20 protein-coding genes, 2 tRNA genes and 2 pseudogenes are annotated in these 25,524 nt (G+C 33.1%); 18 read left to right on the forward strand and 6 right to left on the reverse strand.

Annotated elements, in window-relative coordinates; genetic code table 11:
- Nucleotides 1–26: 26 nt before the first annotated feature.
- The 13 genes from dnaB (at nucleotide 27) to SAMSHR1132_RS00145 (ending at nucleotide 15,647) form a co-directional block, all read left to right on the forward strand.
- A complete protein-coding gene (dnaB, locus tag SAMSHR1132_RS00080; RefSeq protein WP_000375656.1) occupies nucleotides 27–1,427 on the forward strand; it encodes a replicative DNA helicase in 1,401 nt (466 codons plus the stop codon).
- Nucleotides 1,428–1,704: 277 nt separating this feature from the next.
- Nucleotides 1,705–2,988, forward strand: coding sequence for an adenylosuccinate synthase (locus SAMSHR1132_RS00085; RefSeq protein ID WP_000095325.1), 1,284 nt, complete (start codon nucleotides 1,705–1,707; stop codon nucleotides 2,986–2,988).
- A 430-nt stretch (nucleotides 2,989–3,418) separates the two neighbouring features.
- Nucleotides 3,419–3,493: transfer RNA gene (locus tag SAMSHR1132_RS00090), tRNA-Glu, on the forward strand.
- 7 nt (nucleotides 3,494–3,500) lie between these two features.
- Nucleotides 3,501–3,573 (forward strand) — tRNA-Asp (locus SAMSHR1132_RS00095).
- 606 nt (nucleotides 3,574–4,179) lie between these two features.
- A complete protein-coding gene (gene yycF / locus SAMSHR1132_RS00100) occupies nucleotides 4,180–4,881 on the forward strand; it encodes a response regulator YycF (protein WP_000101976.1) in 702 nt (233 codons plus the stop codon).
- A gap of 12 nt (nucleotides 4,882–4,893) precedes the next feature.
- On the forward strand, nucleotides 4,894–6,720 hold the full coding sequence (gene walK, locus SAMSHR1132_RS00105; protein ID WP_000871615.1) for a cell wall metabolism sensor histidine kinase WalK: 1,827 nt from the start codon (nucleotides 4,894–4,896) through the stop codon (nucleotides 6,718–6,720).
- Nucleotides 6,713–8,047 carry a two-component system activity regulator YycH gene (gene yycH, locus SAMSHR1132_RS00110; RefSeq protein WP_001060153.1) on the forward strand — a complete coding sequence of 445 codons (1,335 nt, stop codon included), beginning with the start codon at nucleotides 6,713–6,715 and terminating at the stop codon, nucleotides 8,045–8,047. The genes walK and yycH overlap by 8 nt, the downstream gene beginning before the upstream one ends.
- Nucleotides 8,048–8,836, forward strand: coding sequence for a two-component system regulatory protein YycI (locus SAMSHR1132_RS00115; RefSeq protein ID WP_001104160.1), 789 nt, complete (start codon nucleotides 8,048–8,050; stop codon nucleotides 8,834–8,836).
- Between the two features lie 408 nt (nucleotides 8,837–9,244).
- Nucleotides 9,245–10,027 (forward strand): MBL fold metallo-hydrolase, encoded by a 783-nt coding sequence (locus SAMSHR1132_RS00120; RefSeq protein ID WP_096001332.1) that lies wholly within the window; start codon nucleotides 9,245–9,247, stop codon nucleotides 10,025–10,027.
- Nucleotides 10,028–10,254: 227 nt separating this feature from the next.
- The gene (gene adsA, locus SAMSHR1132_RS00125; protein ID WP_000645783.1) at nucleotides 10,255–12,567 is read left to right on the forward strand and encodes an LPXTG-anchored adenosine synthase AdsA; all 2,313 of its coding nucleotides are present in this window, start codon (nucleotides 10,255–10,257) and stop codon (nucleotides 12,565–12,567) included.
- A gap of 368 nt (nucleotides 12,568–12,935) precedes the next feature.
- Nucleotides 12,936–13,415, forward strand: coding sequence for a 23S rRNA (pseudouridine(1915)-N(3))-methyltransferase RlmH (gene rlmH, locus SAMSHR1132_RS00135; protein WP_000704775.1), 480 nt, complete (start codon nucleotides 12,936–12,938; stop codon nucleotides 13,413–13,415).
- A gap of 321 nt (nucleotides 13,416–13,736) precedes the next feature.
- Complete coding sequence (locus SAMSHR1132_RS00140) at nucleotides 13,737–14,993, forward strand: MrcB family domain-containing protein (RefSeq protein WP_000566670.1); 1,257 nt, start codon at nucleotides 13,737–13,739, stop codon at nucleotides 14,991–14,993.
- Nucleotides 14,994–15,407: 414 nt separating this feature from the next.
- Entirely contained in the window at nucleotides 15,408–15,647 is a 240-nt protein-coding gene (locus SAMSHR1132_RS00145; RefSeq protein WP_001282728.1) for a hypothetical protein, read from the forward strand.
- Between the two features lie 31 nt (nucleotides 15,648–15,678).
- On the opposite strand, the gene SAMSHR1132_RS00150 is transcribed toward SAMSHR1132_RS00145, so the two are convergent.
- Complete coding sequence (locus SAMSHR1132_RS00150) at nucleotides 15,679–16,353, reverse strand: IS6-like element IS257 family transposase (RefSeq protein WP_001106057.1); 675 nt, start codon at nucleotides 16,351–16,353, stop codon at nucleotides 15,679–15,681.
- A 35-nt stretch (nucleotides 16,354–16,388) separates the two neighbouring features.
- Here SAMSHR1132_RS00150 and SAMSHR1132_RS13615 point away from each other — a divergent pair, with 35 nt between their 5' ends.
- The 3 genes from SAMSHR1132_RS13615 (at nucleotide 16,389) to SAMSHR1132_RS00165 (ending at nucleotide 18,923) form a co-directional block, all read left to right on the forward strand.
- Nucleotides 16,389–16,778, forward strand: coding sequence for a hydroxymethylglutaryl-CoA synthase (locus tag SAMSHR1132_RS13615; RefSeq protein ID WP_020444595.1), 390 nt, complete (start codon nucleotides 16,389–16,391; stop codon nucleotides 16,776–16,778).
- An 876-nt stretch (nucleotides 16,779–17,654) separates the two neighbouring features.
- Nucleotides 17,655–18,398 carry a glycerophosphoryl diester phosphodiesterase gene (locus SAMSHR1132_RS00160; RefSeq protein WP_000958858.1) on the forward strand — a complete coding sequence of 248 codons (744 nt, stop codon included), beginning with the start codon at nucleotides 17,655–17,657 and terminating at the stop codon, nucleotides 18,396–18,398.
- A 96-nt stretch (nucleotides 18,399–18,494) separates the two neighbouring features.
- On the forward strand, nucleotides 18,495–18,923 hold the full coding sequence (locus SAMSHR1132_RS00165; protein WP_000872606.1) for a MaoC family dehydratase: 429 nt from the start codon (nucleotides 18,495–18,497) through the stop codon (nucleotides 18,921–18,923).
- A 45-nt stretch (nucleotides 18,924–18,968) separates the two neighbouring features.
- Here the strand turns inward: SAMSHR1132_RS00165 and mecA are convergent, their stop codons facing one another.
- On the reverse strand, nucleotides 18,969–20,978 hold the full coding sequence (gene mecA / locus SAMSHR1132_RS00170) for a PBP2a family beta-lactam-resistant peptidoglycan transpeptidase MecA (RefSeq protein ID WP_001801873.1): 2,010 nt from the start codon (nucleotides 20,976–20,978) through the stop codon (nucleotides 18,969–18,971).
- A 96-nt stretch (nucleotides 20,979–21,074) separates the two neighbouring features.
- Between mecA and SAMSHR1132_RS00175 the strand changes: the two genes are divergently transcribed.
- Complete coding sequence (locus tag SAMSHR1132_RS00175; protein ID WP_001549960.1) at nucleotides 21,075–22,061, forward strand: beta-lactam sensor/signal transducer MecR1; 987 nt, start codon at nucleotides 21,075–21,077, stop codon at nucleotides 22,059–22,061.
- A pseudogene (locus SAMSHR1132_RS00180) lies at nucleotides 22,051–22,293 on the forward strand (type I restriction enzyme endonuclease domain-containing protein); the annotation flags it as partial. The gene SAMSHR1132_RS00175 and the pseudogene SAMSHR1132_RS00180, both read left to right, overlap by 11 nt.
- Here SAMSHR1132_RS00180 and SAMSHR1132_RS00185 read toward each other — a convergent pair.
- From SAMSHR1132_RS00185 to SAMSHR1132_RS00200, 4 genes and pseudogenes are all read right to left on the reverse strand, one after another.
- Nucleotides 22,284–23,894 (reverse strand): annotated as a pseudogene (locus SAMSHR1132_RS00185) (IS1182 family transposase); the annotation flags it as partial. The pseudogenes SAMSHR1132_RS00180 and SAMSHR1132_RS00185 overlap by 10 nt on opposite strands.
- Before the next feature lie 48 nt (nucleotides 23,895–23,942).
- A complete protein-coding gene (locus SAMSHR1132_RS00190; protein WP_001092189.1) occupies nucleotides 23,943–24,449 on the reverse strand; it encodes a DUF1643 domain-containing protein in 507 nt (168 codons plus the stop codon).
- 14 nt (nucleotides 24,450–24,463) lie between these two features.
- Entirely contained in the window at nucleotides 24,464–24,775 is a 312-nt protein-coding gene (locus tag SAMSHR1132_RS00195) for a DUF960 family protein (RefSeq protein ID WP_000700851.1), read from the reverse strand.
- 86 nt (nucleotides 24,776–24,861) lie between these two features.
- Nucleotides 24,862–25,212, reverse strand: coding sequence for an SAUGI family uracil-DNA glycosylase inhibitor (locus tag SAMSHR1132_RS00200; protein WP_000849672.1), 351 nt, complete (start codon nucleotides 25,210–25,212; stop codon nucleotides 24,862–24,864).
- Nucleotides 25,213–25,524 lie beyond the last annotated feature (312 nt).

The following is a 25,524-nucleotide window of genomic DNA, read 5'->3' on the forward strand; positions in this document are numbered from 1 at the left end:
GATTGAAATAAGAGGTGTAACCATTCATGGATAGAATGTATGAGCAAAATCAAATGCCACATAGCAATGAAGCTGAACAGTCTGTCTTAGGTTCAATTATTATCGATCCAGAATTGATTAATACTACTCAGGAAGTCTTGCTTCCTGAGTCGTTTTATAGGGGTGCCCATCAACATATTTTCCGTGCAATGATGCACTTAAATGAAGATAACAAAGAAATTGATGTTGTAACATTGATGGATCAGTTATCAAGTGAAGGTACGTTGAATGAAGCGGGTGGTCCGCAATATCTTGCAGAGTTATCTACAAATGTACCAACGACACGAAATGTTCAGTATTATACGGACATCGTTTCTAAGCATGCATTAAAGCGTAGATTAATACAGACTGCGGATAGTATTGCCAATGATGGATATAATGATGAACTTGAACTAGATGCGATATTGAGTGATGCAGAACGTCGTATTTTAGAGCTATCATCTTCTCGCGAAAGTGATGGCTTTAAAGATATTCGTGACGTGTTGGGACAAGTATATGAAACAGCTGAAGAACTTGATCAAAATAGTGGTCAAACGCCAGGTATCCCTACAGGATATCGAGATTTAGACCAGATGACAGCTGGGTTTAACCGTAATGATTTAATTATCCTTGCAGCGCGTCCATCTGTAGGTAAGACTGCGTTCGCACTTAACATTGCACAAAAAGTTGCAACACACGAAGATATGTATACAGTTGGTATTTTTTCACTAGAGATGGGTGCTGACCAGTTAGCAACACGTATGATTTGTAGTTCTGGTAATGTTGACTCAAACCGATTAAGAACAGGTACTATGACTGAGGAAGACTGGAGTCGATTCACGATTGCTGTCGGTAAATTGTCGCGTACGAAGATTTTTATCGACGATACCCCAGGTATTCGAATTAATGATTTACGATCTAAGTGCCGTCGATTAAAACAAGAACATGGTTTAGACATGATTGTGATTGACTACTTACAGTTGATTCAAGGTAGTGGTTCACGTGCGTCGGATAACAGACAACAAGAAGTTTCTGAAATCTCTCGTACATTAAAAGCATTAGCTCGTGAATTAGAATGTCCAGTTATTGCATTGAGTCAGTTATCTCGTGGTGTAGAACAACGACAAGATAAACGTCCAATGATGAGTGATATTCGTGAATCTGGTTCAATTGAGCAAGATGCCGATATCGTTGCATTCTTATATCGTGATGATTACTATAACCGTGGTGGCGATGAAGATGATGACGACGATAGTGGTTTCGAGCCACAAACTAATGATGAAAATGGTGAAATTGAAATCATCATTGCCAAACAACGTAACGGTCCAACAGGAACAGTTAAGTTACACTTTATGAAACAATACAATAAATTTACAGATATCGATTATGCACATGCCGATATGATGTAAAAAAGTTTTTCCGTACAATAATCATTAAAACGATTTTATTGTACGGTTTTTATTTTGTTCTGAATGGGTTGATATATGTTAAGTTTGTATATTAAAAGAGATGAGAAAACGACTTAAACCCCTTTATTAAAGGGTTTGTTAACTGTTTCGCTAAATTTATTAACATGATTTTTCTTTTAAAAAGTGTAAAAATCAATGTTCGATTTTCATTTGCATTATGGTCTCGTTATTGGTAGAATATCAAATGGTTAAATGATAAAAACTTGGAGGTGCTCACATGTCATCAATCGTAGTAGTTGGGACACAATGGGGAGACGAAGGAAAAGGAAAGATTACGGATTTCTTAGCAGAACAATCGGATGTTATCGCACGTTTTTCAGGTGGTAATAATGCAGGCCATACAATTCAATTTGGCGGAGAAACATATAAATTACATTTAGTGCCATCTGGTATCTTTTACAAAGATAAATTAGCGGTAATCGGTAACGGTGTCGTTGTTGATCCAGTTGCACTATTAAAAGAATTAGACGGATTAAATGAACGTGGCATTCCTACAAGTAATTTACGTATTTCTAATCGCGCGCAAGTGATTTTACCATATCACTTAGCACAAGATGAATATGAGGAACGTTTACGTGGCGACAACAAGATTGGTACTACTAAAAAAGGTATCGGTCCAGCATATGTAGACAAAGTTCAACGTATCGGAATTCGTATGGCAGATTTACTTGAAAAAGAAACGTTTGAAAGATTATTGAAATCAAATATTGAATATAAACAAGCATATTTCAAAGGTATGTTTAATGAAACGTGCCCATCATTTGATGACATCTTTGAAGAATACTATGCAGCAGGTCAACGTCTAAAAGAATTTGTAACAGACACATCAAAAATCTTAGACGATGCATTTGTAGCAGATGAAAAAGTTCTTTTCGAAGGTGCGCAAGGTGTAATGTTAGATATCGACCATGGTACATATCCATTCGTTACATCAAGTAACCCAATTGCAGGTAACGTTACAGTAGGTACAGGTGTAGGCCCAACATTCGTTTCAAAAGTAATTGGTGTATGTAAAGCTTACACATCACGTGTTGGTGACGGTCCATTCCCAACTGAATTATTCGATGAAGATGGACATCATATTAGAGAGGTTGGTCGTGAATACGGTACAACAACAGGACGTCCACGTCGTGTAGGTTGGTTTGATTCAGTTGTATTACGTCACTCTCGTCGTGTAAGTGGTATTACAGATTTATCTATTAACTCAATCGATGTTTTAACAGGTTTAGATACAGTGAAAATCTGTACAGCTTATGAACTAGATGGTGAAGAAATTACTGAATACCCAGCGAACTTAGATCAATTAAAACGTTGTAAACCAATCTTTGAAGAGTTACCAGGTTGGACAGAAGACGTAACAAGTGTGCGTACATTAGAAGAATTACCTGAAAATGCACGTAAATATTTAGAGCGTATTTCAGAATTATGTAATGTACAAATTTCTATCTTCTCAGTTGGTCCAGATAGAGCACAAACAAACTTATTAAAAGAATTGTGGTAAAACTTTATATAAGTAATACACAATGATTATAAATGCATGAGCCTTCTATCTTTATTGGTAGAAGGCTTTTATTATGTAATCTTGAAAGTCGATTGTTTTGATGGAAACGATTATTAATGTATAGGTAATATCGCATGTCATATATTAGAAGGTTTGTCGCGAAGGTATACAACGAAATAAAGATGAAATATTTAAATGAAAGAATTTTAGTATCGAAAAATAACTATTAAAACAGCGTAGATACAGTATAAATAAAGGTGATGGAAATAGAAAATTTTCAAAAAGAGAGTAAATTTTATAATAAATAGACTACCAATAAAATGCAATTTTTCACTTATAACATAGTTCGAAAAATAATAGCAAAATTATGTAAAAAATATCTTGTCATGGTAAGTTTGGCTGTGCTATAATCTATCTTGTGCTTAAGAACGGCTCCTTGGTCAAGCGGTTAAGACACCGCCCTTTCACGGCGGTAACACGGGTTCGAGTCCCGTAGGAGTCACCATGTTTTAGGTCTCGTAGTGTAGCGGTTAACACGCCTGCCTGTCACGCAGGAGATCGCGGGTTCGATTCCCGTCGAGACCGTACAAATGCCTATCCAAGAGGATAGGCATTTTTTTACGTTTAAAATTATATCAATTGAAGACAAATGGACGAATGATAAACAAAATGATTTATCTATTCGTCCATTTTATTTATAATATACAAATTTCTGGTAATTCAGTTGCAATGAATTAAAGACAAATGTAAAAAACAAATTCTTTAATTAGATTACCATGTGCCTTTGTTAATATACTACTTCATAGTGATATGCCAATAGCGCCCACCTAACATAAATATAATAGTATTTATTTTCCTCATATCCACACCAATAGGAATTTCGAATTTTTCGCACCTTTAATAATATAAAAATGATTTCGTGGCCATGTTATAGGGAAAGACTAATTATTATTACAATACGCCGTGAGAAACTAATAAAAAATATTAATATATAAGTTTATATTGGAAAATAGAATTAATAGCTTATAAATGGTAAATTATATAATAGGTTACTATACGTTATAAGACGGAAAATGCGCACAATAACAAAAATAGTAAGCGACATCCTGTGATTTTTTACACAAACATAAACGATAAAGATCAAAAAATGATAAAATGATATTAATGATTTAAGAAAAGAGGTTTATGCAAATGGCTAGAAAAGTTGTTGTAGTTGATGATGAAAAACCGATTGCTGATATTTTAGAATTTAATTTAAAAAAAGAAGGATACGATGTGTACTGTGCATATGATGGTAATGACGCAGTAGACTTAATTTATGAAGAAGAACCAGACATCGTATTATTAGATATTATGTTACCTGGTCGTGATGGTATGGAAGTATGTCGTGAAGTGCGCAAAAAATACGAAATGCCAATTATTATGCTAACTGCTAAAGACTCAGAAATTGATAAAGTACTTGGTTTAGAACTAGGTGCAGATGACTATGTAACGAAACCATTTAGTACGCGTGAATTAATTGCACGTGTGAAAGCTAATTTACGCCGTCATTACTCACAACCAGCGCAAGACACTGGGAACGTGACGAATGAAATCACAATTAAAGATATTGTGATTTATCCTGACGCATATTCTATTAAAAAACGTGGCGAAGATATTGAATTAACACATCGTGAATTTGAATTGTTTCATTATTTATCAAAACATATGGGGCAAGTTATGACACGTGAACATTTATTACAAACAGTATGGGGCTATGATTACTTTGGCGATGTACGTACAGTCGATGTAACGATTCGTCGTTTACGTGAAAAAATTGAAGATGATCCGTCACATCCTGAATATATTGTTACGCGTAGAGGCGTTGGATATTTCCTCCAACAGCATGAGTAGAGGTCGAAACGAATGAAGTGGCTAAAACAACTACAATCCCTTCATACTAAACTTGTAATTGTTTATGTATTACTGATTATCATTGGTATGCAAATTATCGGGTTATATTTTACAAATAACCTTGAAAAAGAGCTACTTGATAATTTTAAAAAGAATATTACCCAATATGCAAAACAATTAGAAATTAGTATTGAAAAAGTATATGACGAAAAGGGCTCCGTAAATGCACAAAAAGATATTCAAAATTTATTAAGTGAGTATGCCAACCGTCAAGAAATTGGAGAAATTCGTTTTATAGATAAAGACCAAATTATTGTCGCAACGACGAAGCAGTCTAACCGTAGTCTAATCAATCAAAAAGCAAATGATAGTTCTGTTCAAAAAGCATTATCATTAGGACAATCGAATGATCATTTAATTTTAAAAGATTATGGTAACGGAAAAGACCGTGTGTGGGTGTATAACATTCCAGTTAAAGTCGATAAAAAAGTAATAGGTAATATCTATATCGAATCAAAAATTAATGACGTTTATAACCAATTAAATAATATTAACCAAATATTCATTGTTGGTACAGCTATTTCATTATTAATTACAGTCATCTTGGGATTCTTTATAGCGCGAACAATTACCAAACCTATCACCGATATGCGTAACCAGACAGTCGAAATGTCGCGAGGTAACTACACGCAACGTGTGAAGATTTATGGTAATGATGAAATTGGTGAATTAGCCCTAGCATTCAATAACTTGTCCAAACGTGTGCAAGAAGCTCAGGCTAATACTGAAAGTGAGAAACGTAGACTTGACTCAGTTATTACACATATGAGTGATGGTATTATCGCAACAGACCGCCGAGGACGTATTCGTATTGTCAATGACATGGCACTTAAAATGCTTGGTATGGCTAAAGAAGATATTATTGGTTACTATATGTTAAGTGTATTAAGTCTTGAAGATGAGTTTAAACTTGAAGAGATTCAAGAGAATAACGATAGTTTCTTACTAGATTTAAACGAAGAAGAAGGTCTAATCGCACGTGTTAACTTTAGTACGATTGTGCAGGAAACAGGCTTTGTAACGGGTTATATTGCCGTGTTACATGACGTTACTGAACAACAACAAGTTGAACGTGAACGTCGCGAATTCGTTGCCAATGTATCACATGAGTTACGTACACCATTAACATCAATGAATAGTTACATTGAAGCACTTGAAGAAGGCGCATGGAAAGATGAAGAACTGGCACCACAATTTTTATCCGTTACTCGTGAAGAAACGGAACGAATGATTCGACTTGTAAATGACTTGCTACAATTATCAAAAATGGATAATGAATCAGATCAAATCAACAAAGAAATTATCGACTTTAACATGTTTATTAATAAAATTATTAACCGACATGAAATGTCTGCTAAAGATACGACATTTATTCGAGATATTCCGAAGAAGACAATTTTCACTGAATTTGATCCTGATAAAATGACGCAAGTATTTGATAATGTCATCACGAATGCGATGAAATATTCGAGGGGCGATAAACGTGTCGAGTTCCACGTGAAACAAAACCCACTTTATAATCGAATGACCATTCGTATTAAAGATAATGGTATCGGTATCCCTATTAATAAAGTAGATAAGATATTCGATAGATTCTATCGTGTTGATAAGGCACGTACGCGTAAAATGGGTGGTACTGGATTAGGATTAGCCATTTCGAAAGAGATTGTGGAAGCGCACAATGGTCGTATTTGGGCAAACAGTGTAGAAGGTCAAGGTACATCTATCTTTATTACACTTCCTTGTGAAGTCATTGAAGACGGTGATTGGGATGAATAATAAGGAACATATTAAATCTGTCATTTTAGCGCTACTCGTCTTGATGAGTGTCGTATTGACATATATGGTATGGAATTTTTCTCCTGATATCGCAAATGTCGATAATACAGATAGTAAGAAAAGTGAAACAAAACCTTTAACGACACCAATGACAGCCAAAATGGATACAACAATTACGCCGTTTCAGATTATTCATTCGAAAAATGATCATCCTGAAGGGACGGTTGCGACAGTATCTAACGTGAATAAGCTGACAAAGCCCCTGAAAAATAAAGAAATAAAATCTGTGGAACATGTTCGTCGAGATCATAACTTAATGATTCCAGATTTGAGCAGTGATTTTACGATATTTGATTTTACGTATGATTTACCGTTATCAACGTATCTTGGTCAAGTACTGAACATGAATGCGAAAGTACCGAACCATTTTAATTTCAATCGTTTAGTGATTGATCATGATGCCCAAGGACATATCGTACTTTATGCCATTAGTAAAGATCGTCACGATTACGTGAAATTGACAACTACAACGAAAAATGATCATTTTATGGATGCTTTATCTACAGTTAAAAAAGAAATGCAACCATATTCAGATATCATTACAAATAAAGATACAATTGATCGTACGACACATGTCTTTGCACCAAGTAAACCTGAAAAATTAAAAACTTATCGCATGGTATTTAATACAATTAGTGTTGAAAAAATGAATGCTATATTATTTGACGATTCAACCATTGTTCGTAGTTCGAAGAGTGGTGTCACTACGTATAATAATAATACAGGTGTCGCAAACTATAATGATAAAAATGAAAAATATCATTATAAAAACTTGTCTGAAGATGAAGCAAGTTCCAGCAAAATGGAAGAAACAATACCAGGAACCTTTGATTTTATTAATAATCATGGTGGCTTCTTAAAAGAAGACTTCAGATTGTTTAGTACGAATAATCAGTCAGGTGAGCTAACATATCAACGTTTCCTTAATGGTTATCCAACGTTTAATAAAGAAGACTCTAATGAAATTCAAGTCACTTGGGGTGAAAAGGGCGTCTTTGATTATCGCCGATCATTATTGCGCACAGACGTTGTTTTAAATAGTGAAGATAATAAAACATTGCCGAAATTGGAATCTGTGCGTTCAAGTTTAGCTAACAATAGTGATATTAATTTTGAAAAAGTCACAAACATCGCTATCGGTTACGAAATGCAAGATAATCCAGATCATAATCACATCGAAGTGCAGATTAACAGTGAACTCGTACCTCGTTGGTATGTAGAATATGACGGTAAATGGTATGTTTATAACGATGGGAGGCTTGAATAAATGAACTGGAAATTGACGAAGACGCTTTTCATTTTCGTATTTATTCTTGTCAACATCGTGTTAGTATCGATTTATATTAACAAAGTTAATCGTTCACACATTAATGAAGTTGAAAGCAACAATGAAGTGAATTTTCAACAAGAAGAAATTAAGGTGCCGGCTAGTATTTTAAATAAATCAGTTAAAGGCATACAATTAGAGCAAATTACAGGGCGTTCAAAAGACTTTAGTTCTAAAGCTAAAGGTGATTCAGATTTGTCTACATCAGATGGTGGAAAATTACTAAATGCGAACATCAGCCAATCGGTAAAAGTTAGTGATAATAACTTAAAAGACTTAAAAGATTACGTTAACAAACGCGTATTTAAAGGTACAGAATATCAATTAAGTGAGATTAGTTCAGGTTCCGTAAAATATGAACAAACGTATGATGATTTTCCAATTTTAAATAATAGCAAAGCGATGTTGAATTTTAATATAGAAGACAACAAAGCGACAACTTATAAACAGACAATGATGGACGACATTAAGCCAACAGATGGTGCAGATAAGAAGCATCAAGTTATTAGTGTGAGAAAAGCAATCGAGGCATTATATTATAATCGTTACTTGAAAAAAGGTGACGAAGTAATCAATGCAAGACTTGGTTACTATTCGGTTGTGAATGAAACGAACGTTCAATTGTTACAGCCAAACTGGGAAATTAAAGTAAAGCATAACGGTAAAGAGAAAACGAATACTTACTATGTCGAAGCGACAAATAATAACCCTAAAATTATTAATCATTAATATGAATCATAATAAGCTAGCAGTGCAAACTCATAATATGTGAGAAGCAGTGCTAGCTATTTTAATGGTGCGAGTTTTTATGGCTGACGTTTCAGTGTCTCCAACGTGCGCATTTATTAACTTATTAAGTAGTATCGCATTGCAAAATTACTACAACTGTTATTTTAAAAACTTTAGTATTTGCCTAATCATTGTTATAATAATTAGGACATTCATTGCACGTGATTATCAAAATTTAATTATAAGAGACCGGTCGATGAACTAAAGTTACATAATAGGAAAGGTATACAAAACAGCTAATATACTGATAGTTTCTGTAGGGAAAATCGTATATTTGCACTGATGTATATTGCAGTCATATAGAGAGATTGACTGCTTAAATAGAAAGGATGAAGCCGCTTGATACGCATGAGTGTATTAGCAAGTGGTAGTACAGGTAACGCCACTTTTGTAGAAAATGAAAAAGGTAGTCTATTAGTTGATGTTGGTTTGACTGGCAAGAAAATGGAAGAATTGTTTAGTCAAATTGACCGTAATATTCAAGATTTAAATGGCATTTTAGTAACACATGAACATATTGACCATATTAAAGGTTTAGGTGTTTTGGCGCGTAAATATCAATTGCCAATTTATGCGAATGAAAAGACTTGGCAGGAAATTGAAAAGAAAGATAGTCGCATCCCTATGGATCAGAAATTCATTTTTAATCCTTATGAAACGAAATCTATTGCAGGTTTTGATGTTGAATCGTTTAACGTGTCACATGATGCGATAGATCCGCAATTTTATATTTTCCATAATAACTATAAGAAGTTTACGATTTTAACGGATACGGGTTACGTGTCTGATCGTATGAAAGGTATGATACGTGGAAGTGATGCCTTTATTTTTGAAAGTAATCATGACGTCGATATGTTGAGAATGTGCCGTTATCCATGGAAGACGAAGCAACGTATTTTAGGCGATATGGGACATGTATCTAATGAGGATGCGGGCCATGCGATGACAGACGTGATTACAGGCAACACGAAACGTATTTACCTATCGCATTTATCACAAGATAATAACATGAAAGATTTGGCGCGTATGAGTGTTGGTCAAGTATTGAAAGAACACGATATTGATACGGAAAAAGAAGTGTTACTATGTGATACGGATAAAGCTATTCCAACGCCAATATATACAATATAAATGAGAGTCACCCTATAAAGTTCTACATTGCTGTGAGACAACTTTATCGGGTGCTTTTTTATGTTATTGGTGGGAAATGGCTGTTGTTGGGTTTAAGGGGGCTAGTTGAGATGTAAAAAATAATTCGATATTAAATGTAATTTATAAATAATTTACATAAAATCAATCATTTTAATATAAGGATTATGATAATATATTGGTGTATGACAGTTAATGGAGGGAACGAAATGAAAGCTTTATTACTTAAAACAAGTGTATGGCTCGTTTTGCTTTTTAGTGTGATGGGATTATGGCAAGTCTCGAACGCGGCTGAGCAGCATACACCAATGAAGGCACAAGTAGTAACAACGATAGACAAAGCAACAACTGATAAGCAACTAGTACCACCAATAAAGGCAGCGGCTCATCATTCTGGTGAAGAAGCGGCTACTAACATATCAGCACAGGGAACAGCTGATGATACAAATAACAAAGTAACATTCAACGCACCATCTAATAAACCATCTACAGCAGTTTCAACAAAAGGAAACGAAACGCGCGATGTAGATGCACAACAAACCTCAACACAAAAACCAACTCAATCAGCAACATTCACATTATCAAATGCTAAAACAGCATCACTTTCACCACGAATGTTTGCTGCCAATGCACCACAAACAACAACACATAAAATATTACATACAAATGATATCCATGGCCGACTAGCCGAAGAAAAAGGGCGTGTCATCGGTATGGCTAAATTAAAAACAGTAAAAGAACAAGAAAAGCCTGATTTAATGTTAGACGCAGGAGACGCATTCCAAGGTTTACCACTTTCAAACCAATCTAAAGGTGAAGAAATGGCTAAAGCGATGAATGCAGTAGGTTATGATGCTATGGCAGTCGGTAACCACGAATTTGACTTTGGATACGATCAGTTGAAAAAGTTAGAGGGTATGTTAGACTTCCCGATGCTAAGTACAAACGTTTATAAAGATGGGAAGCGCGCGTTTAAGCCTTCAACGATTGTAACGAAAAATGGTATTCGTTATGGAATTATTGGCGTAACGACACCAGAAACAAAGACGAAAACAAGACCTGAAGGCATTAAAGGTGTTGAATTTAGAGATCCATTACAAAGTGTGACAGCAGAAATGATGCGTATTTATAAAGATGTAGATACATTTGTTGTTATATCTCATTTAGGTATTGATCCTTCAACACAAGAAACATGGCGTGGCGATTACTTAGTGAAACAATTAAGTCAAAATCCACAATTGAAGAAACGTATTACAGTCATTGATGGACATTCACATACCGTACTTCAAAATGGTCAAATTTATAACAATGATGCATTAGCACAAACAGGTACAGCACTTGCGAATATCGGTAAGATTACATTTAATTATCGCAATGGAGAAGTATCGAATATTAAGCCGTCATTGATTAATGTTAAAGACGTTGAAAATGTAACACCGAACAAGGCATTAGCTGAACAAATTAATCAAGCTGATCAAACATTTAGAGCACAAACAGCAGAGGTTATTATTCCAAACAATACCATTGATTTCAAAGGAGAAAGAGACGACGTTAGAACGCGTGAAACAAATTTAGGAAACGCTATTGCAGATGCTATGGAAGCATATGGCGTTAAAAATTTCTCTAAAAAGCCTGACTTTGCCGTGACAAATGGTGGAGGTATTCGTGCCTCTATCGCCAAAGGTAAGGTGACACGCTATGATTTAATCTCAGTATTACCATTTGGAAATACGATTGCGCAAATTGATGTAAAAGGTTCAGACGTCTGGACAGCTTTTGAACATAGTTTAGGCGCACCAACAACACAAAAAGATGGTAAGACAGTGTTAACAGCGAATGGCGGTTTACTACATATCTCGGATTCAATTCGTGTTTACTATGATATGAATAAACCATCTGGTAAACGAATTAACGCTATTCAAATTTTAAATAAAAAGACAGGTAAGTTTGAAAATATTGATTTAAAACGTGTATATCACGTAACAATGAATGACTTCACAGCATCAGGTGGCGACGGATATAGTATGTTCGGTGGCCCTAGAGAAGAAGGTATTTCATTAGATCAAGTACTAGCAAGTTATTTAAAAACAGCTAACTTAGCTAAGTATGATACGACAGAACCACAACGTATGTTATTAGGTAAACCAGCAGTAAGTGAACAACCAGCTAAAGGACAACAAGGTAGCAAAGGTAGTGAGTCTGGCAAAGATGCACAACCAATTGGTGACGACAAAGTGATGAATCCAGCGAAACAACCAGCTCCAGGTAAAGTTGTATTGTTACCAGCGCATAGAGGAACTGTTAGTAGTGGTACAGAAGGTTCTGGTCGCACATTAGAAGGAGCTACTGTATCAAGCAAGAGTGGGAACCAATTGGTTAGAATGTCAGTGCCTAAAGGTAGCGCGCATGAGAAACAGTTACCAAAAACTGGAACTAATCAAAGTTCAAGCCCAGCAGCGATGTTTGTATTAGTAGCAGGTATAGGTTTAATCGCGACTGTACGACGTAGAAAAGCTAGCTAAAATATATTGAAAACAATACTACTGTATTTCTTAAATAAGAGGTACGGTAGTGTTTTTTTTATGGAAAAAAGCTATAAACGTTGATAAACATGGGATATAAAAACGGGGATAAGTAATAAGACATCAAGGTATTTATCCACAGAAATGGGGATAGTTATCCAGAATTGTGTACAATTTAAAGAGAAATACCCACAATGCCCACAGAGTTATCCACAAATACACAAGTTATACACTGAAAAATGGGCATAAATGTCAGAAAAATATCAAAAACTGCAAAAAATATTGTTATAATAAGAGGGAACAGTGTGAACAAGTTAATAACTTGTGGATAACTGGCGAGTTGATAACAATTTGGAGGACCAAACGACATGAAAATCACCATTTTAGCTGTAGGGAAACTAAAAGAGAAATATTGGAAGCAAGCCATAGCAGAATATGAAAAACGTTTAGGCCCATACACCAAGATAGACATCATAGAAGTTCCAGACGAAAAAGCACCAGAAAATATGAGCGACAAAGAAATTGAGCAAGTAAAAGAAAAAGAAGGCCAACGAATACTAGCCAAAATCAAACCACAATCAACAGTCATTACATTAGAAATACAAGGAAAGATGCTATCTTCCGAAGGATTGGCCCAAGAATTGAACCAACGCATGACCCAAGGGCAAAGCGACTTTGTATTCGTCATTGGCGGATCAAACGGCCTGCACAAGGACGTCTTACAACGTAGTAACTACGCGCTATCATTCAGTAAAATGACATTCCCACATCAAATGATGCGGGTTGTGTTAATTGAGCAAGTGTATAGAGCGTTTAAGATTATGCGTGGAGAAGCATATCATAAATGATGCGGTTTTTTCAGCCGCTTCATAAAGGGATTTTGAATGTATCAGAACATATGAGGTTTATGTGAATTGCTGTTATGTTTTTAAGAAGCTTATCATAAGTAATGAGGTTCATGATTTTTGACATAGTTAGCCTCCGCAGTCTTTCATTTCAAGTAAATAATAGCGAAATATTCTTTATACTGAATACTTATAGTGAAGCAAAGTTCTAGCTTTGAGAAAATTCTTTCTGCAACTAAATATAGTAAATTACGGTAAAATATAAATAAGTACATATTGAAGAAAATGAGACATAATATATTTTATAATAGGAGGGAATTTCAAATGATAGACAACTTTATGCAGGTCCTTAAATTAATTAAAGAGAAACGTACCAATAATGTAGTTAAAAAATCTGATTGGGATAAAGGTGATCTATATAAAACTTTAGTCCATGATAAGTTACCCAAGCAGTTAAAAGTGCATATAAAAGAAGATAAATATTCAGTTGTAGGGAAGGTTGCTACTGGGAACTATAGTAAAGTTCCTTGGATTTCAATATATGATGAGAATATAACAAAAGAAACAAAGGATGGATATTATTTGGTATATCTTTTTCATCCGGAAGGAGAAGGCATATACTTATCTTTGAATCAAGGATGGTCAAAGATAAGTGATATGTTTCCGCGGGATAAAAATGCTGCAAAACAAAGAGCATTAACTTTATCTTCCGAACTCAATAAATATATTACATCAAATGAATTTAATACTGGAAGATTTTATTACGCAGAAAATAAAGATTCATCTTATGATTTAAAAAATGATTATCCATCAGGATATTCTCATGGATCAATAAGATTCAAATATTATGATTTGAATGAAGGATTCACAGAAGAAGATATGCTAGAGGATTTAAAGAAATTTTTAGAACTATTTAATGAATTAGCTTCAAAAGTTACAAAAACATCCTATGATAGCTTGGTCAATAGCATAGACGAAATACAGGAAGACAGCGAAATTGAAGAAATTAGAACAGCACAAAAAGATAAGACACTCAAGGAAGTGGAAGCACCTAAAGGAATAATTCCAAAATATAAAAAAGGTGTATCAAAGACTACTAAAAATGATTCAGAAATTGAAAAATCAAATAAAGAGAATAAATTAACCGGTAAAGTTGGAGAAAAATTAGCGCTAAATTACTTTAATGAGCTAATTGATAATAAAATAGACGAAGATAAGAAAGAACAGTTTAGGAATATTTTAAATGATAATCCAGGCTCTCAACACGGTCATGGCTATGATTTAGTAGCTTTTGATCCAACAAATACAGATAAAGCTGTAGAAAAATTTATTGAAATTAAAACATCTACATCTTCTAGTATTGAGGAACCATTTTTTATGTCGCTAAATGAAATGTTTGCTATGAAAGAATATAAGCAGAAATATTTAATATTAAGAATATTTAATGTTTCCGGTAAAGAACCACAATTTTATTTTATAGATCCATATGCAAATTATTCTGAATTTAAAGATGTAGATGATCTCATTGACAAAGTATTTAATGTAGAAGCTATTCAGTATAAAGTTTTTGGCGAAAAATGATTACTTGAACAAGAGCTAAAATAAAATTGTGATCTAATAAAAATAGAAACTGTAATTTAAATAAAACTTTCTAAATAAGCTAACTGATAAAAAATCAGTTTGTCCACAGTCTGAAACAAGATTCCTATATTCTTTAGGAATCTTGTTTTTTCTATTTTTATGGTGATAAAGAGCAGATAAGATAATGTGTAATAATCACAAAAAAGTTAAATATTTTAAGGCTTGTTTAATTATTAATGATTTTATATATAAAGAGCAGTATAATAAAGTTGTTAATATATTATGAATAATATTCAAGTAATTTTATTGTTTTTTAATTTGTCGATATTTAAGTTGAGTTAAATTTAAAGGGTGTAATTTGTTTTACAATGATGAAGATAATTAGTCTATCAAAATAAAGGGGTTGGGACTGTTATGAGTGATAATTTGTCATTATTCATTGACTATATCAATGATAATATAATCTATGGTAGTGAAATCAAACGGGAGAAATTAGAGAATTTATTTAATCAATTTGCTATAAAAAATGTTGAAAAGAACATTGTCTATGATGAACTGAAATCTTTAGATATTACAATCATTGAGTCACAGGATTCATATAAAAATAAATTGAAGAGATTATTTTCGGTTCTGTTGCAAAGTAAAAAAATATAGCTAACCACTAATTTATCATGTCAGTGTTCGCTTAACTTGCTAGCATGATGCTAATTTCGTGGCATGGCGAAAATCCGTAGATCTGAAGAGACCTGCGGTTCTTTTTATATAGAGCGTAAATACATTCAATACCTTTTAAAGTATTCTTTGCTGTATTGATACTTTGATACCTTGTCTTTCTTACTTTAATATGACGGTGATCTTGCTCAATGAGGTTATTCAGATATTTCGATGTACAATGACAGTCAGGTTTAAGTTTAAAAGCTTTAATTACTTTAGCCATTGCTACCTTCGTTGAAGGTGCCTGATCTGTAATTACCTTTTGAGGTTTACCAAATTGTTTAATGAGACGTTTGATAAACGCATATGCTGAATGATTATCTCGTTGCTTACGCAACCAAATATCTAATGTATGTCCCTCTGCATCAATGGCACGATATAAATAGCTCCATTTTCCTTTTATTTTGATGTACGTCTCATCAATACGCCATTTGTAATAAGCTTTTTTATGCTTTTTCTTCCAAATTTGATACAAAATTGGGGCATATTCTTGAACCCAACGGTAGACCGTTGAATGATGAACGTTTACACCACGTTCCCTTAATATTTCAGATATATCACGATAACTCAATGTATATCTTAGATAGTAGCCAACGGCTACAGTGATAACATCCTTGTTAAATTGTTTATATCTGAAATAGTTCATACAGAAGACTCCTTTTTGTTAAAATTATACTATAAATTCAACTTTGCAACAGAACCGTATTATGGAATAGAGATGTTGGTAACATTTATACAGGATCATTATACTTAAGTTTAATTTCGTTATTACAGAACCACACATTCCAACCAGAAGAGAAAGTATGTCTATTTAGTTATGGTTCAGGAGCAGTAGGAGAAATCTTTAGTGGTTCAATCGTTAAAGGATATGACAAAGCATTAGATAAAGAGAAACACTTAAATATGCTAGAATCTAGAGAGCAATTATCAGTCGAAGAATACGAAACATTCTTTAACAGATTTGATAATCAAGAATTTGATTTCGAACGTGAATTGACACAAGATCCATATTCAAAAGTATACTTATACAGTATAGAAGACCATATCAGAACATATAAGATAGAGAAATAAACTAGTGGCCGATTGTGCTTGATGAGCTTGGGACATAAATCCTAACTCGAAATAAATAAGCATATCACTAAACTGATTTTTTAAAGTTTACAGTGATATGCTTATTTTTTTATCTTACGATTTTGTACGTGCATGCTTGCCTAGGGGTATGGCTCGAGCCATTAGTCTCTCGCACATACTATTCCCTCAGGCGTCAGCACTTACAAAATCGGTTGTAATTTTCATTTTTATACGCATTCTTACTGAGATTATACTAATAAGAGGAATAGTAAAAGCAATTCTAAGTAAAATTGCAGATAAGAGGTTTGTTAAAAGCAGTTCTAAGTAAAATTGCAGATAAGAGGTTTGTTAAAAGCAGTTCTCAGTAAAATTACAGATAAGAGGTACGTTAAAAGCAGTTCTAAGTAAAATTGCAGATAAGAGGTTTGTTAAAAGCAGTTCTAAGTAAAATTGCAGATAAGAGGTACGTTAAAAGCAATTCCATGCAAAATTGCTGATAAGGGGTAAGTTAAAAGCAGTTCTCAGTAAAATTGCAGATAAGAGGTACGTTAAAAGCAGTTCTAGGCAAAATTGCAGATAAGAGGTGCGTTAAAAGCAGTTCTCAGTAAAATTGCTGATAAGGGGTAAGTTAAAAGCAATCCTAAGTAAAATTGCAGATAAGGGGTACAGAAAAACTAGACTTGATTACAAAATGGAGCTTGGGACATAAATGATTTTTTAAAAATGAGATGAGACGTAGATTAACTCCATAATCAATACGAATCTATCGACTTCTTTATTTATGATATTCATCTCTTTTTAATGGAAATAAAAGTGCGATTAATGTGATAATACAGTTACGTTAATTAAAAAAATAAAAATGCAAGGAGAGGTAATATGCTAACTGTATATGGACATAGAGGATTACCTAGTAAAGCTCCGGAAAATACAATTGCATCATTTAAAGCTGCTTCAGAAGTAGAAGGTATAAACTGGTTGGAGTTAGATGTTGCAATTACAAAAGATGAACAACTGATTATCATTCATGATGATTATTTAGAACGGACTACAAATATGTCCGGGGAAATAACTGAATTGAATTATGATGAAATTAAAGATGCTTCTGCAGGATCTTGGTTTGGTGAAAAATTCAAAGATGAACATTTGCCAACTTTCGATGATGTAGTAAAAATAGCAAATGAATATAATATGAATTTAAATGTAGAATTAAAAGGTATTACTGGACCGAATGGACTAGCACTTTCTAAAAGTATGGTTAAGCAAGTGGAAGAACAATTAACAAACTTAAATCAGAATCAAGAAGTGCTCATTTCAAGCTTTAATGTTGTGCTTGTTAAACTTGCAGAAGAAATCATGCCACAATATAACAGAGCAGTTATATTCCATACAACTTCGTTTCGTGAAGACTGGAGAACACTTTTAGATTACTGTAATGCTAAAATAGTAAACACTGAAGATGCCAAACTTACTAAAGCAAAAGTAAAAATGGTAAAAGAAGCGGGTTATGAATTGAACGTATGGACTGTAAACAAACCAGCACGTGCAAACCAACTTGCTAATTGGGGAGTTGATGGTATCTTTACAGACAATGCAGATAAAATGGTGCATTTGTCTCAATAGAAAGTTAGAGGTGAGTCTTACGTTTCAGTGACGGTAGACTTACCTTTAACATGTTACATACTAAAAAATTAATTTGAATAAGAAAGAGAGACATATATGAAATACGATGATTTTATAGTAGGAGAAACATTCAAAACAAAAAGCCTTCATATTACAGAAGAAGAAATTATCCAATTTGCAACAACTTTTGATCCTCAATATATGCATATAGATAAAGAAAAAGCAGAACAAAGTAGATTTAAAGGTATCATTGCATCTGGCATGCATACACTTTCAATATCATTTAAATTATGGGTAGAAGAAGGTAAATACGGAGAAGAAGTTGTAGCAGGAACACAAATGAATAACGTTAAATTTATTAAACCTGTATACCCAGGTAATACATTGTACGTTATCGCTGAAATTACAAATAAGAAATCCATAAAAAAAGAAAATGGACTCGTTACAGTGTCACTTTCAACATACAATGAAAATGAAGAAATTGTATTTAAGGGAGAAGTAACAGCACTTATTAATAATTCATAATAAAACAGTGAAGCAACCATCGTTACGGATTGCTTCACTGTTTTGTTATTCATCTATATCGTATTTTTTATTACCGTTCTCATATAGCTCATCATACACTTTACCTGAGATTTTGGCATTGTAGCTAGCCATTCCTTTATCTTGTACATCTTTAACATTAATAGCCATCATCATGTTTGGATTATCTTTATCATATGATATAAACCACCCAATTTGTCTGCCAGTTTCTCCTTGTTTCATTTTGAGTTCTGCAGTACCGGATTTGCCAATTAAGTTTGCATAAGATCTATAAATATCTTCTTTATGTGTTTTATTTACGACTTGTTGCATACCATCAGTTAATAGATTGATATTTTCTTTGGAAATAATATTTTTCTTCCAAACTTTGTTTTTCGTGTCTTTTAATAAGTGAGGTGCGTTAATATTGCCATTATTTTCTAATGCGCTATAGATTGAAAGGATCTGTACTGGGTTAATCAGTATTTCACCTTGTCCGTAACCTGAATCAGCTAATAATATTTCATTATCTAAATTTTTGTTTGAAATTTGAGCATTATAAAATGGATAATCACTTGGTATATCTTCACCAACACCTAGTTTTTTCATGCCTTTTTCAAATTTCTTACTGCCTAATTCGAGTGCTACTCTAGCAAAGAAAATGTTATCTGATGATTCTATTGCTTGTTTTAAGTCGATATTACCATTTACCACTTCATATCTTGTAACGTTGTAACCACCCCAAGATTTATCTTTTTGCCAACCTTTACCATCGATTTTATAACTTGTTTTATCGTCTAATGTTTTGTTATTTAACCCAATCATTGCTGTTAATATTTTTTGAGTTGAACCTGGTGAAGTTGTAATCTGGAACTTGTTGAGCAGAGGTTCTTTTTTATCTTCGGTTAATTTATTATATTCTTCGTTACTCATGCCATACATAAATGGATAGACGTCATATGAAGGTGTGCTTACAAGTGCTAATAATTCACCTGTTTGAGGGTGGATAGCAGTACCTGAGCCATAATCATTTTTCATGTTGTTATAAATACTCTTTTGAACTTTAGCATCAATAGTTAGTTGAATATCTTTGCCATCTTTTTTCTTTTTCTCTATTAATGTATGTGCGATTGTATTGCTATTATCGTCAACGATTGTGACACGATAGCCATCTTCATGTTGGAGCTTTTTATCGTAAAGTTTTTCGAGTCCCTTTTTACCAATAACTGCATCATCTTTATAGCCTTTATATTCTTTTTGTTTTAATTCTTCAGAGTTAATGGGACCAACATAACCTAATAGATGTGAAGTCGCTTTTCCTAGAGGATAGTTACGACTTTCTGTTTCATTAGTTGTAAGATGAAATTTTTTTGCGAAATCACTTAAATATTCATCCATTTTTTTAACGGTTTTAAGTGGAACGAAGGTATCATCTTGTACCCAATTTTGATCCATTTGTTGTTTGATATAGTCTTCAGAAATACTTAGTTCTTTAGCGATTGCTTTATAATCTTTTTTAGATACATTCTTTGGAACGATGCCTATCTCATATGCTGTTCCTGTATTGGCCAATTCCACATTGTTTCGGTCTAAAATTTTACCACGTTCTGATTTTAAATTTTCAATATGTATGCTTTGGTCTTTCTGCATTCCTGGAATAATGACGCTATGATCCCAATCTAACTTCCACATACCATCTTCTTTAACAAAATTAAATTGAACGTTGCGATCAATGTTACCGTAGTTTGTTTTAATTTTATATTGAGCATCTACTCGTTTTTTATTTTTAGATACTTTTTTTATTTTACGATCCTGAATGTTTATATCTTTAACGCCTAAACTATTATATATTTTTATCGGACGTTCAGTCATTTCTACTTCACCATTATCGCTTTTAGAAATATAACTGCTATCTTTATAAACTTGTTTGAAATTTTTATCTTCAATTGCATCAATAGTATTATTAATTTCTTTATCTTTTGAAGCATAAAAATATATACCAAACCCGACAACTACAACTATTAAAATAAGTGGAACAATTTTTATCTTTTTCATCAATATACTCCTTATATAAGACTACATTTGTAGTATATTACAAATGTAGTATTTATGTCAAAATAATGTTATAATTTTTGTGATATGGAGGTGTAGAAGGTGTTATCATCTTTTTTAATGTTAAGTATAATCAGTTCATTGCTCACGATATGTGTAATTTTTTTAGTGAGAATGCTCTATATAAAATATACTCAAAATATTATGTCACATAAGATTTGGTTATTAGTGCTCGTCTCCACGTTAATTCCATTAATACCATTTTACAAAATATCGAATTTTACATTTTCAAAAGATATGATGAATCGAAATGTATCTGACACGACTTCTTCGGTTAGTCATATGTTAGATGGTCAACAATCATCTGTTACGAAAGACTTAGCAATTAATGTTAATCAGTTTGAGACCTCAAATATAACGTATATGATTCTTTTGATATGGGTATTTGGTAGTTTGTTGTGCTTATTTTATATGATTAAGGCATTCCGACAAATTGATGTTATTAAAAGTTCGTCATTGGAATCGTCATATCTTAATGAACGACTTAAAGTATGTCAAAGTAAGATGCAGTTCTACAAAAAGCATATAACAATTAGTTATAGTTCAAACATTGATAATCCGATGGTATTTGGTTTAGTGAAATCCCAAATTGTACTACCAACTGTCGTAGTCGAAACCATGAATGACAAAGAAATTGAATATATTATTCTACATGAACTATCACATGTGAAAAGTCATGACTTAATATTCAACCAGCTTTATGTTGTTTTTAAAATGATATTCTGGTTTAATCCTGCACTATATATAAGTAAAACAATGATGGACAATGACTGTGAAAAAGTATGTGATAGAAACGTTTTAAAAATTTTGAATCGCCATGAACATATACGTTATGGTGAATCGATATTAAAATGCTCTATTTTAAAATCTCAGCACATAAATAATGTGGCAGCACAATATTTACTAGGTTTTAATTCAAATATTAAAGAACGTGTTAAGTATATTGCACTTTATGATTCAATGCCTAAACCTAATCGAAACAAGCGTATTGTTGCGTATATTGTATGTAGTATATCGAGCTTCACATGAAACAGCTAAAGAAGCTTTGGGCGATAAAGAGTTAAGAGCCATTGCACATGAGTTAACTAAAACAGTTAAGGATAACATGAGTGTTGATTGGTCTAAACGAGACAGTGCTAAAGCTAAAATGAGAGTTCAAGTTAGACGCCTATTAAAGAAATATGGCTATCCACCAGATCTTCAAAAAATGGCTGTGGAACAAGTTGTAGAGCAAGCAGAATTAATGGCAAGTCAGCAATAAAAAAATAAATCATAATGAGTCCGGGACATAAAGTTCTTGGATAAGTGAAAAAAGACAATTTCTATTGAAATAATATAGAAATTGTCTTTTTTATAAATTTTTTGATTATTTTCAGCTCGTTGAGCTACTACTTTTCTTATATTAAGTGCCATTAATACAAAACCAAGTTCTCTTTTGACTTTATTGAGTCCTCGGACAGACATCCGAGTGAAACCCAAAATAGCCTTCATAAATCCAAAAACAGGTTCCACATCAATTTTTCTTTGACTGTAGATATTTTTTGTTTCTGGTTCTGAAAGCTTTTTGTTAATTTGGGATTTAAAATATTCCCAGTTATAATTCTTCATTATTTTTTTGTTTGTTTTTGAATTGAAGTTCATACATTGATTTTTCAGAGGACATTCTGAACAATCATCACATTCATATAATTTGAAGTCTCGCTTATAACCATACTTATCATGACGATAGGCATATCTTTTAAAACCTAGCCGTTTATTATTCGGACAAATGAATTCGTCATTAATTTCGTCATAGTTCCAATTTTGAGTATTAAAGATGTCACTTTTATATTTTTTAGTTTTATCTTTTATAAACATTCCATATGTTATGAGTGGCGTTCGATTAAAGTCATCTATAATTGCCTTATAATTTGATTCACTACCATAACCTGCATCAGCTACAATATATTCAGGTAAATGACCGTAGGTCTCTTGAATTGAATTTAAAAATGGAATCATCGTTCTAGTATCCGTTGGATTTTGATACACATTATAAGATAAAACAAATTGGGAATTTGTTGCTATTTGTAAATTATACCCTGGCTTAAGTTGTCCATTTTTCATGTGATCTTCTTTCATTCTCATAAATGTCGCATCATAATCTGTCTTAGAATAACTATTTCTATCCTTTAAAATAGATTTTTGAAATTCGTATCGATACTTTCGCTCAAAATAATCATTGATTTGCTTTTTGTATTTTTTGATTTTAGTTCTTTTGAGACGTATTTGTTTTCTTGTTTTAGTACATTTTTCATTGTTGATATGTTGGTTTAAATCTTCGATTTCTTTATCTAAGTGACTACCAATCAAATCTATTTCTTCTTTTGTTAATTCATTATCATGATCTTCTTTAATTTCCGGTATGATTTTATTGGTTACCAATTCATGGTAGAGGGCTTTAGAATCCTCATTCATCTTTGATTCATGGTTTTGAATACTCTTTTTCCATACAAATGTATATCGATTGGCATTTGCTTCAATTTTTGTACCATCAATAAAAATAGCTTTATCATCTATAAGATTTTGTTTTACACACTGACTGTAAAATTGAATAAATAAAGATTCTAATAAAGCATCTACTTTTGGATTTACTCTAAATTGATTAATTGTTTTATAAGAAGGTTTTTGATTTTGTGATAGCCACATCATTCGGATGCTATCATTAAGCATTTTTTCTATTTTACGACCTGAGAATACAGATTGTGTGTAGGCATATAGAATCACTTTTAACATCATTTTAGGATGGTACGAAGTTGCACCACGGTGATGTCTGAATTCGTCGAATTCATTGTCAGGAATTGTTTCAACAATATCATTTACAGTAAAACGATGTTGATTTGTTTTGTTTCCATATTGACCTCCATGTATTTGCTATGATTTCAAAATCCATTTTTGACGTGCCTTAGGGTTGAGTGGATGCATAATTTCATTTGTTACTGGATTGATGAGCTTTTTTACTTTCTTTTTATGAGGTTTTAACATTTCCATCACTTGTTCGACACGGTCGATAACAACTGGTCGCTTCGCATAGGCACCATAAGCAAGAATCACTGTGTCACTTTCACTAATCGCTTTCATCAAATGAATATCAGTGTGCTCATCGTATGGATTTTTGATATGTTTGAGGTTTTCGGGTGTTCTAATATTAGAGAATAGATTTACAAGATATACAGCACCGTATCGTTCTGAATTGGCTAATTGGTTGAGGATAAGAACAGTTGTGAGATCGAGTGATAATACACCGTCTAAATGAGGATACATCGTTATCACTGTGCATGCAGCTTTCTTTTCATCCCATGTTTTCTTGAGTAAATAGCGGTGCTGTTCATCATCGCTAAATATGGCTTCTGTGTGTATCGTACTTTTGATTGTATTCATCATCGTCACTTCCTTTAGTATTCTTCTGGTAAAAGCATCACATAATAAAAAGCGTCCACGTCATCTTCACGAATGACGTAGACTTTCTTAGGTAATGCATTTTGATTTTTTTCATAGTTTGTATAGTGATATTCCAATTTGTATGTGGGTTGTTCTTGTTCATGTGTGATTGAGAGTATATTCTCATCTTCTTGTAATTTAAAAATGTGTAGGTAATCTGTATGAGGCTGGTTATCTTTTTTTTCTACCATGTGCCAAAGTAAGATTTGAAGGTCTAGTGGAATACTTTCATTAATTCCTCTTGTGATGTATCGATTGATTTTCATGCTATTTCCCTCCCTTCTGCTTTTCTTTCATGATGTCGATGATTTCGTTGATAACTGTGACGGATAATTGAGCAACTATGATCCAATTATTCATGGTCCTGACCTCCTTGTTTTAGTAAATGACGTTCATCAATAATGATATTTTGAGTATCTGTAAGGTACAGAAAGTCCATGTCAAAATGGTCTAAGTATCCGACACTGATGAGTTGGTTATTGGCATACATTAGAAATGGATAGATACTTAGCTCATGTAGTTCATCATTATAGTAGGTATAAGTCTCGAGTGTGAGATGTACCAGTGGAGAATCATTAATAAAACGTTCCGGTAGAATATTTTCTGCTGCTTCCTCCAGCGCTTCACATTCCCAAGCTTCGTTATTAGATAGTTGGAATAGGTGGGTTATATATTGTTTGAGTTCTTGAGTGATGGTTTTCATATTATTGCCTCCTAGATAGTGTAATAGTGATGTAGTTCATATACATCATTGAGATAATATATATTTGATTTGTCATTTATTACGAATCCCGGTGGGAATAAGAGAAAATTCCATATAAAAACCCGCTACAAACGTTGGTATGCCAAGGAAATCCTGAAATTCCGCCTATTTTGACAAACAATCAACTCATTATTTATAAGTATTGATGATAGGGTTGTGTCTCTGCTTCCTTATATATATTATTTATTTATAAAAAGTAACGGGATTTTGGGATTGTGCTTGCACAATCCTTCTGTTTCTTCGAATCTGCAA

Origin of the sequence: Staphylococcus argenteus (assembly GCF_000236925.1) — a bacterium.
In the GTDB taxonomy this organism is placed as follows: domain Bacteria; phylum Bacillota; class Bacilli; order Staphylococcales; family Staphylococcaceae; genus Staphylococcus; species Staphylococcus argenteus.

Bases quoted from the DNA above. Each gene is read 5' to 3' on its own strand.
- dnaB (WP_000375656.1), top strand. From the start codon at position 27: ATGGATAGAATGTATGAGCAAAATCAAATGCCACATAGCAATGAAGCT.
- SAMSHR1132_RS00085 (WP_000095325.1), top strand. From the start codon at position 1,705: ATGTCATCAATCGTAGTAGTTGGGACACAATGGGGAGACGAAGGAAAA.
- yycF (WP_000101976.1), top strand. From the start codon at position 4,180: ATGGCTAGAAAAGTTGTTGTAGTTGATGATGAAAAACCGATTGCTGAT.
- walK (WP_000871615.1), top strand. From the start codon at position 4,894: ATGAAGTGGCTAAAACAACTACAATCCCTTCATACTAAACTTGTAATT.
- yycH (WP_001060153.1), top strand. From the start codon at position 6,713: ATGAATAATAAGGAACATATTAAATCTGTCATTTTAGCGCTACTCGTC.
- SAMSHR1132_RS00115 (WP_001104160.1), top strand. From the start codon at position 8,048: ATGAACTGGAAATTGACGAAGACGCTTTTCATTTTCGTATTTATTCTT.
- SAMSHR1132_RS00120 (WP_096001332.1), top strand. From the start codon at position 9,245: ATGAGTGTATTAGCAAGTGGTAGTACAGGTAACGCCACTTTTGTAGAA.
- adsA (WP_000645783.1), top strand. From the start codon at position 10,255: ATGAAAGCTTTATTACTTAAAACAAGTGTATGGCTCGTTTTGCTTTTT.
- rlmH (WP_000704775.1), top strand. From the start codon at position 12,936: ATGAAAATCACCATTTTAGCTGTAGGGAAACTAAAAGAGAAATATTGG.
- SAMSHR1132_RS00140 (WP_000566670.1), top strand. From the start codon at position 13,737: ATGATAGACAACTTTATGCAGGTCCTTAAATTAATTAAAGAGAAACGT.
- SAMSHR1132_RS00145 (WP_001282728.1), top strand. From the start codon at position 15,408: ATGAGTGATAATTTGTCATTATTCATTGACTATATCAATGATAATATA.
- SAMSHR1132_RS00150 (WP_001106057.1), bottom strand. From the start codon at position 16,353: ATGAACTATTTCAGATATAAACAATTTAACAAGGATGTTATCACTGTA.
- SAMSHR1132_RS00160 (WP_000958858.1), top strand. From the start codon at position 17,655: ATGCTAACTGTATATGGACATAGAGGATTACCTAGTAAAGCTCCGGAA.
- SAMSHR1132_RS00165 (WP_000872606.1), top strand. From the start codon at position 18,495: ATGAAATACGATGATTTTATAGTAGGAGAAACATTCAAAACAAAAAGC.
- SAMSHR1132_RS00190 (WP_001092189.1), bottom strand. From the start codon at position 24,449: ATGAATACAATCAAAAGTACGATACACACAGAAGCCATATTTAGCGAT.
- SAMSHR1132_RS00195 (WP_000700851.1), bottom strand. From the start codon at position 24,775: ATGAAAATCAATCGATACATCACAAGAGGAATTAATGAAAGTATTCCA.
- SAMSHR1132_RS00200 (WP_000849672.1), bottom strand. From the start codon at position 25,212: ATGAAAACCATCACTCAAGAACTCAAACAATATATAACCCACCTATTC.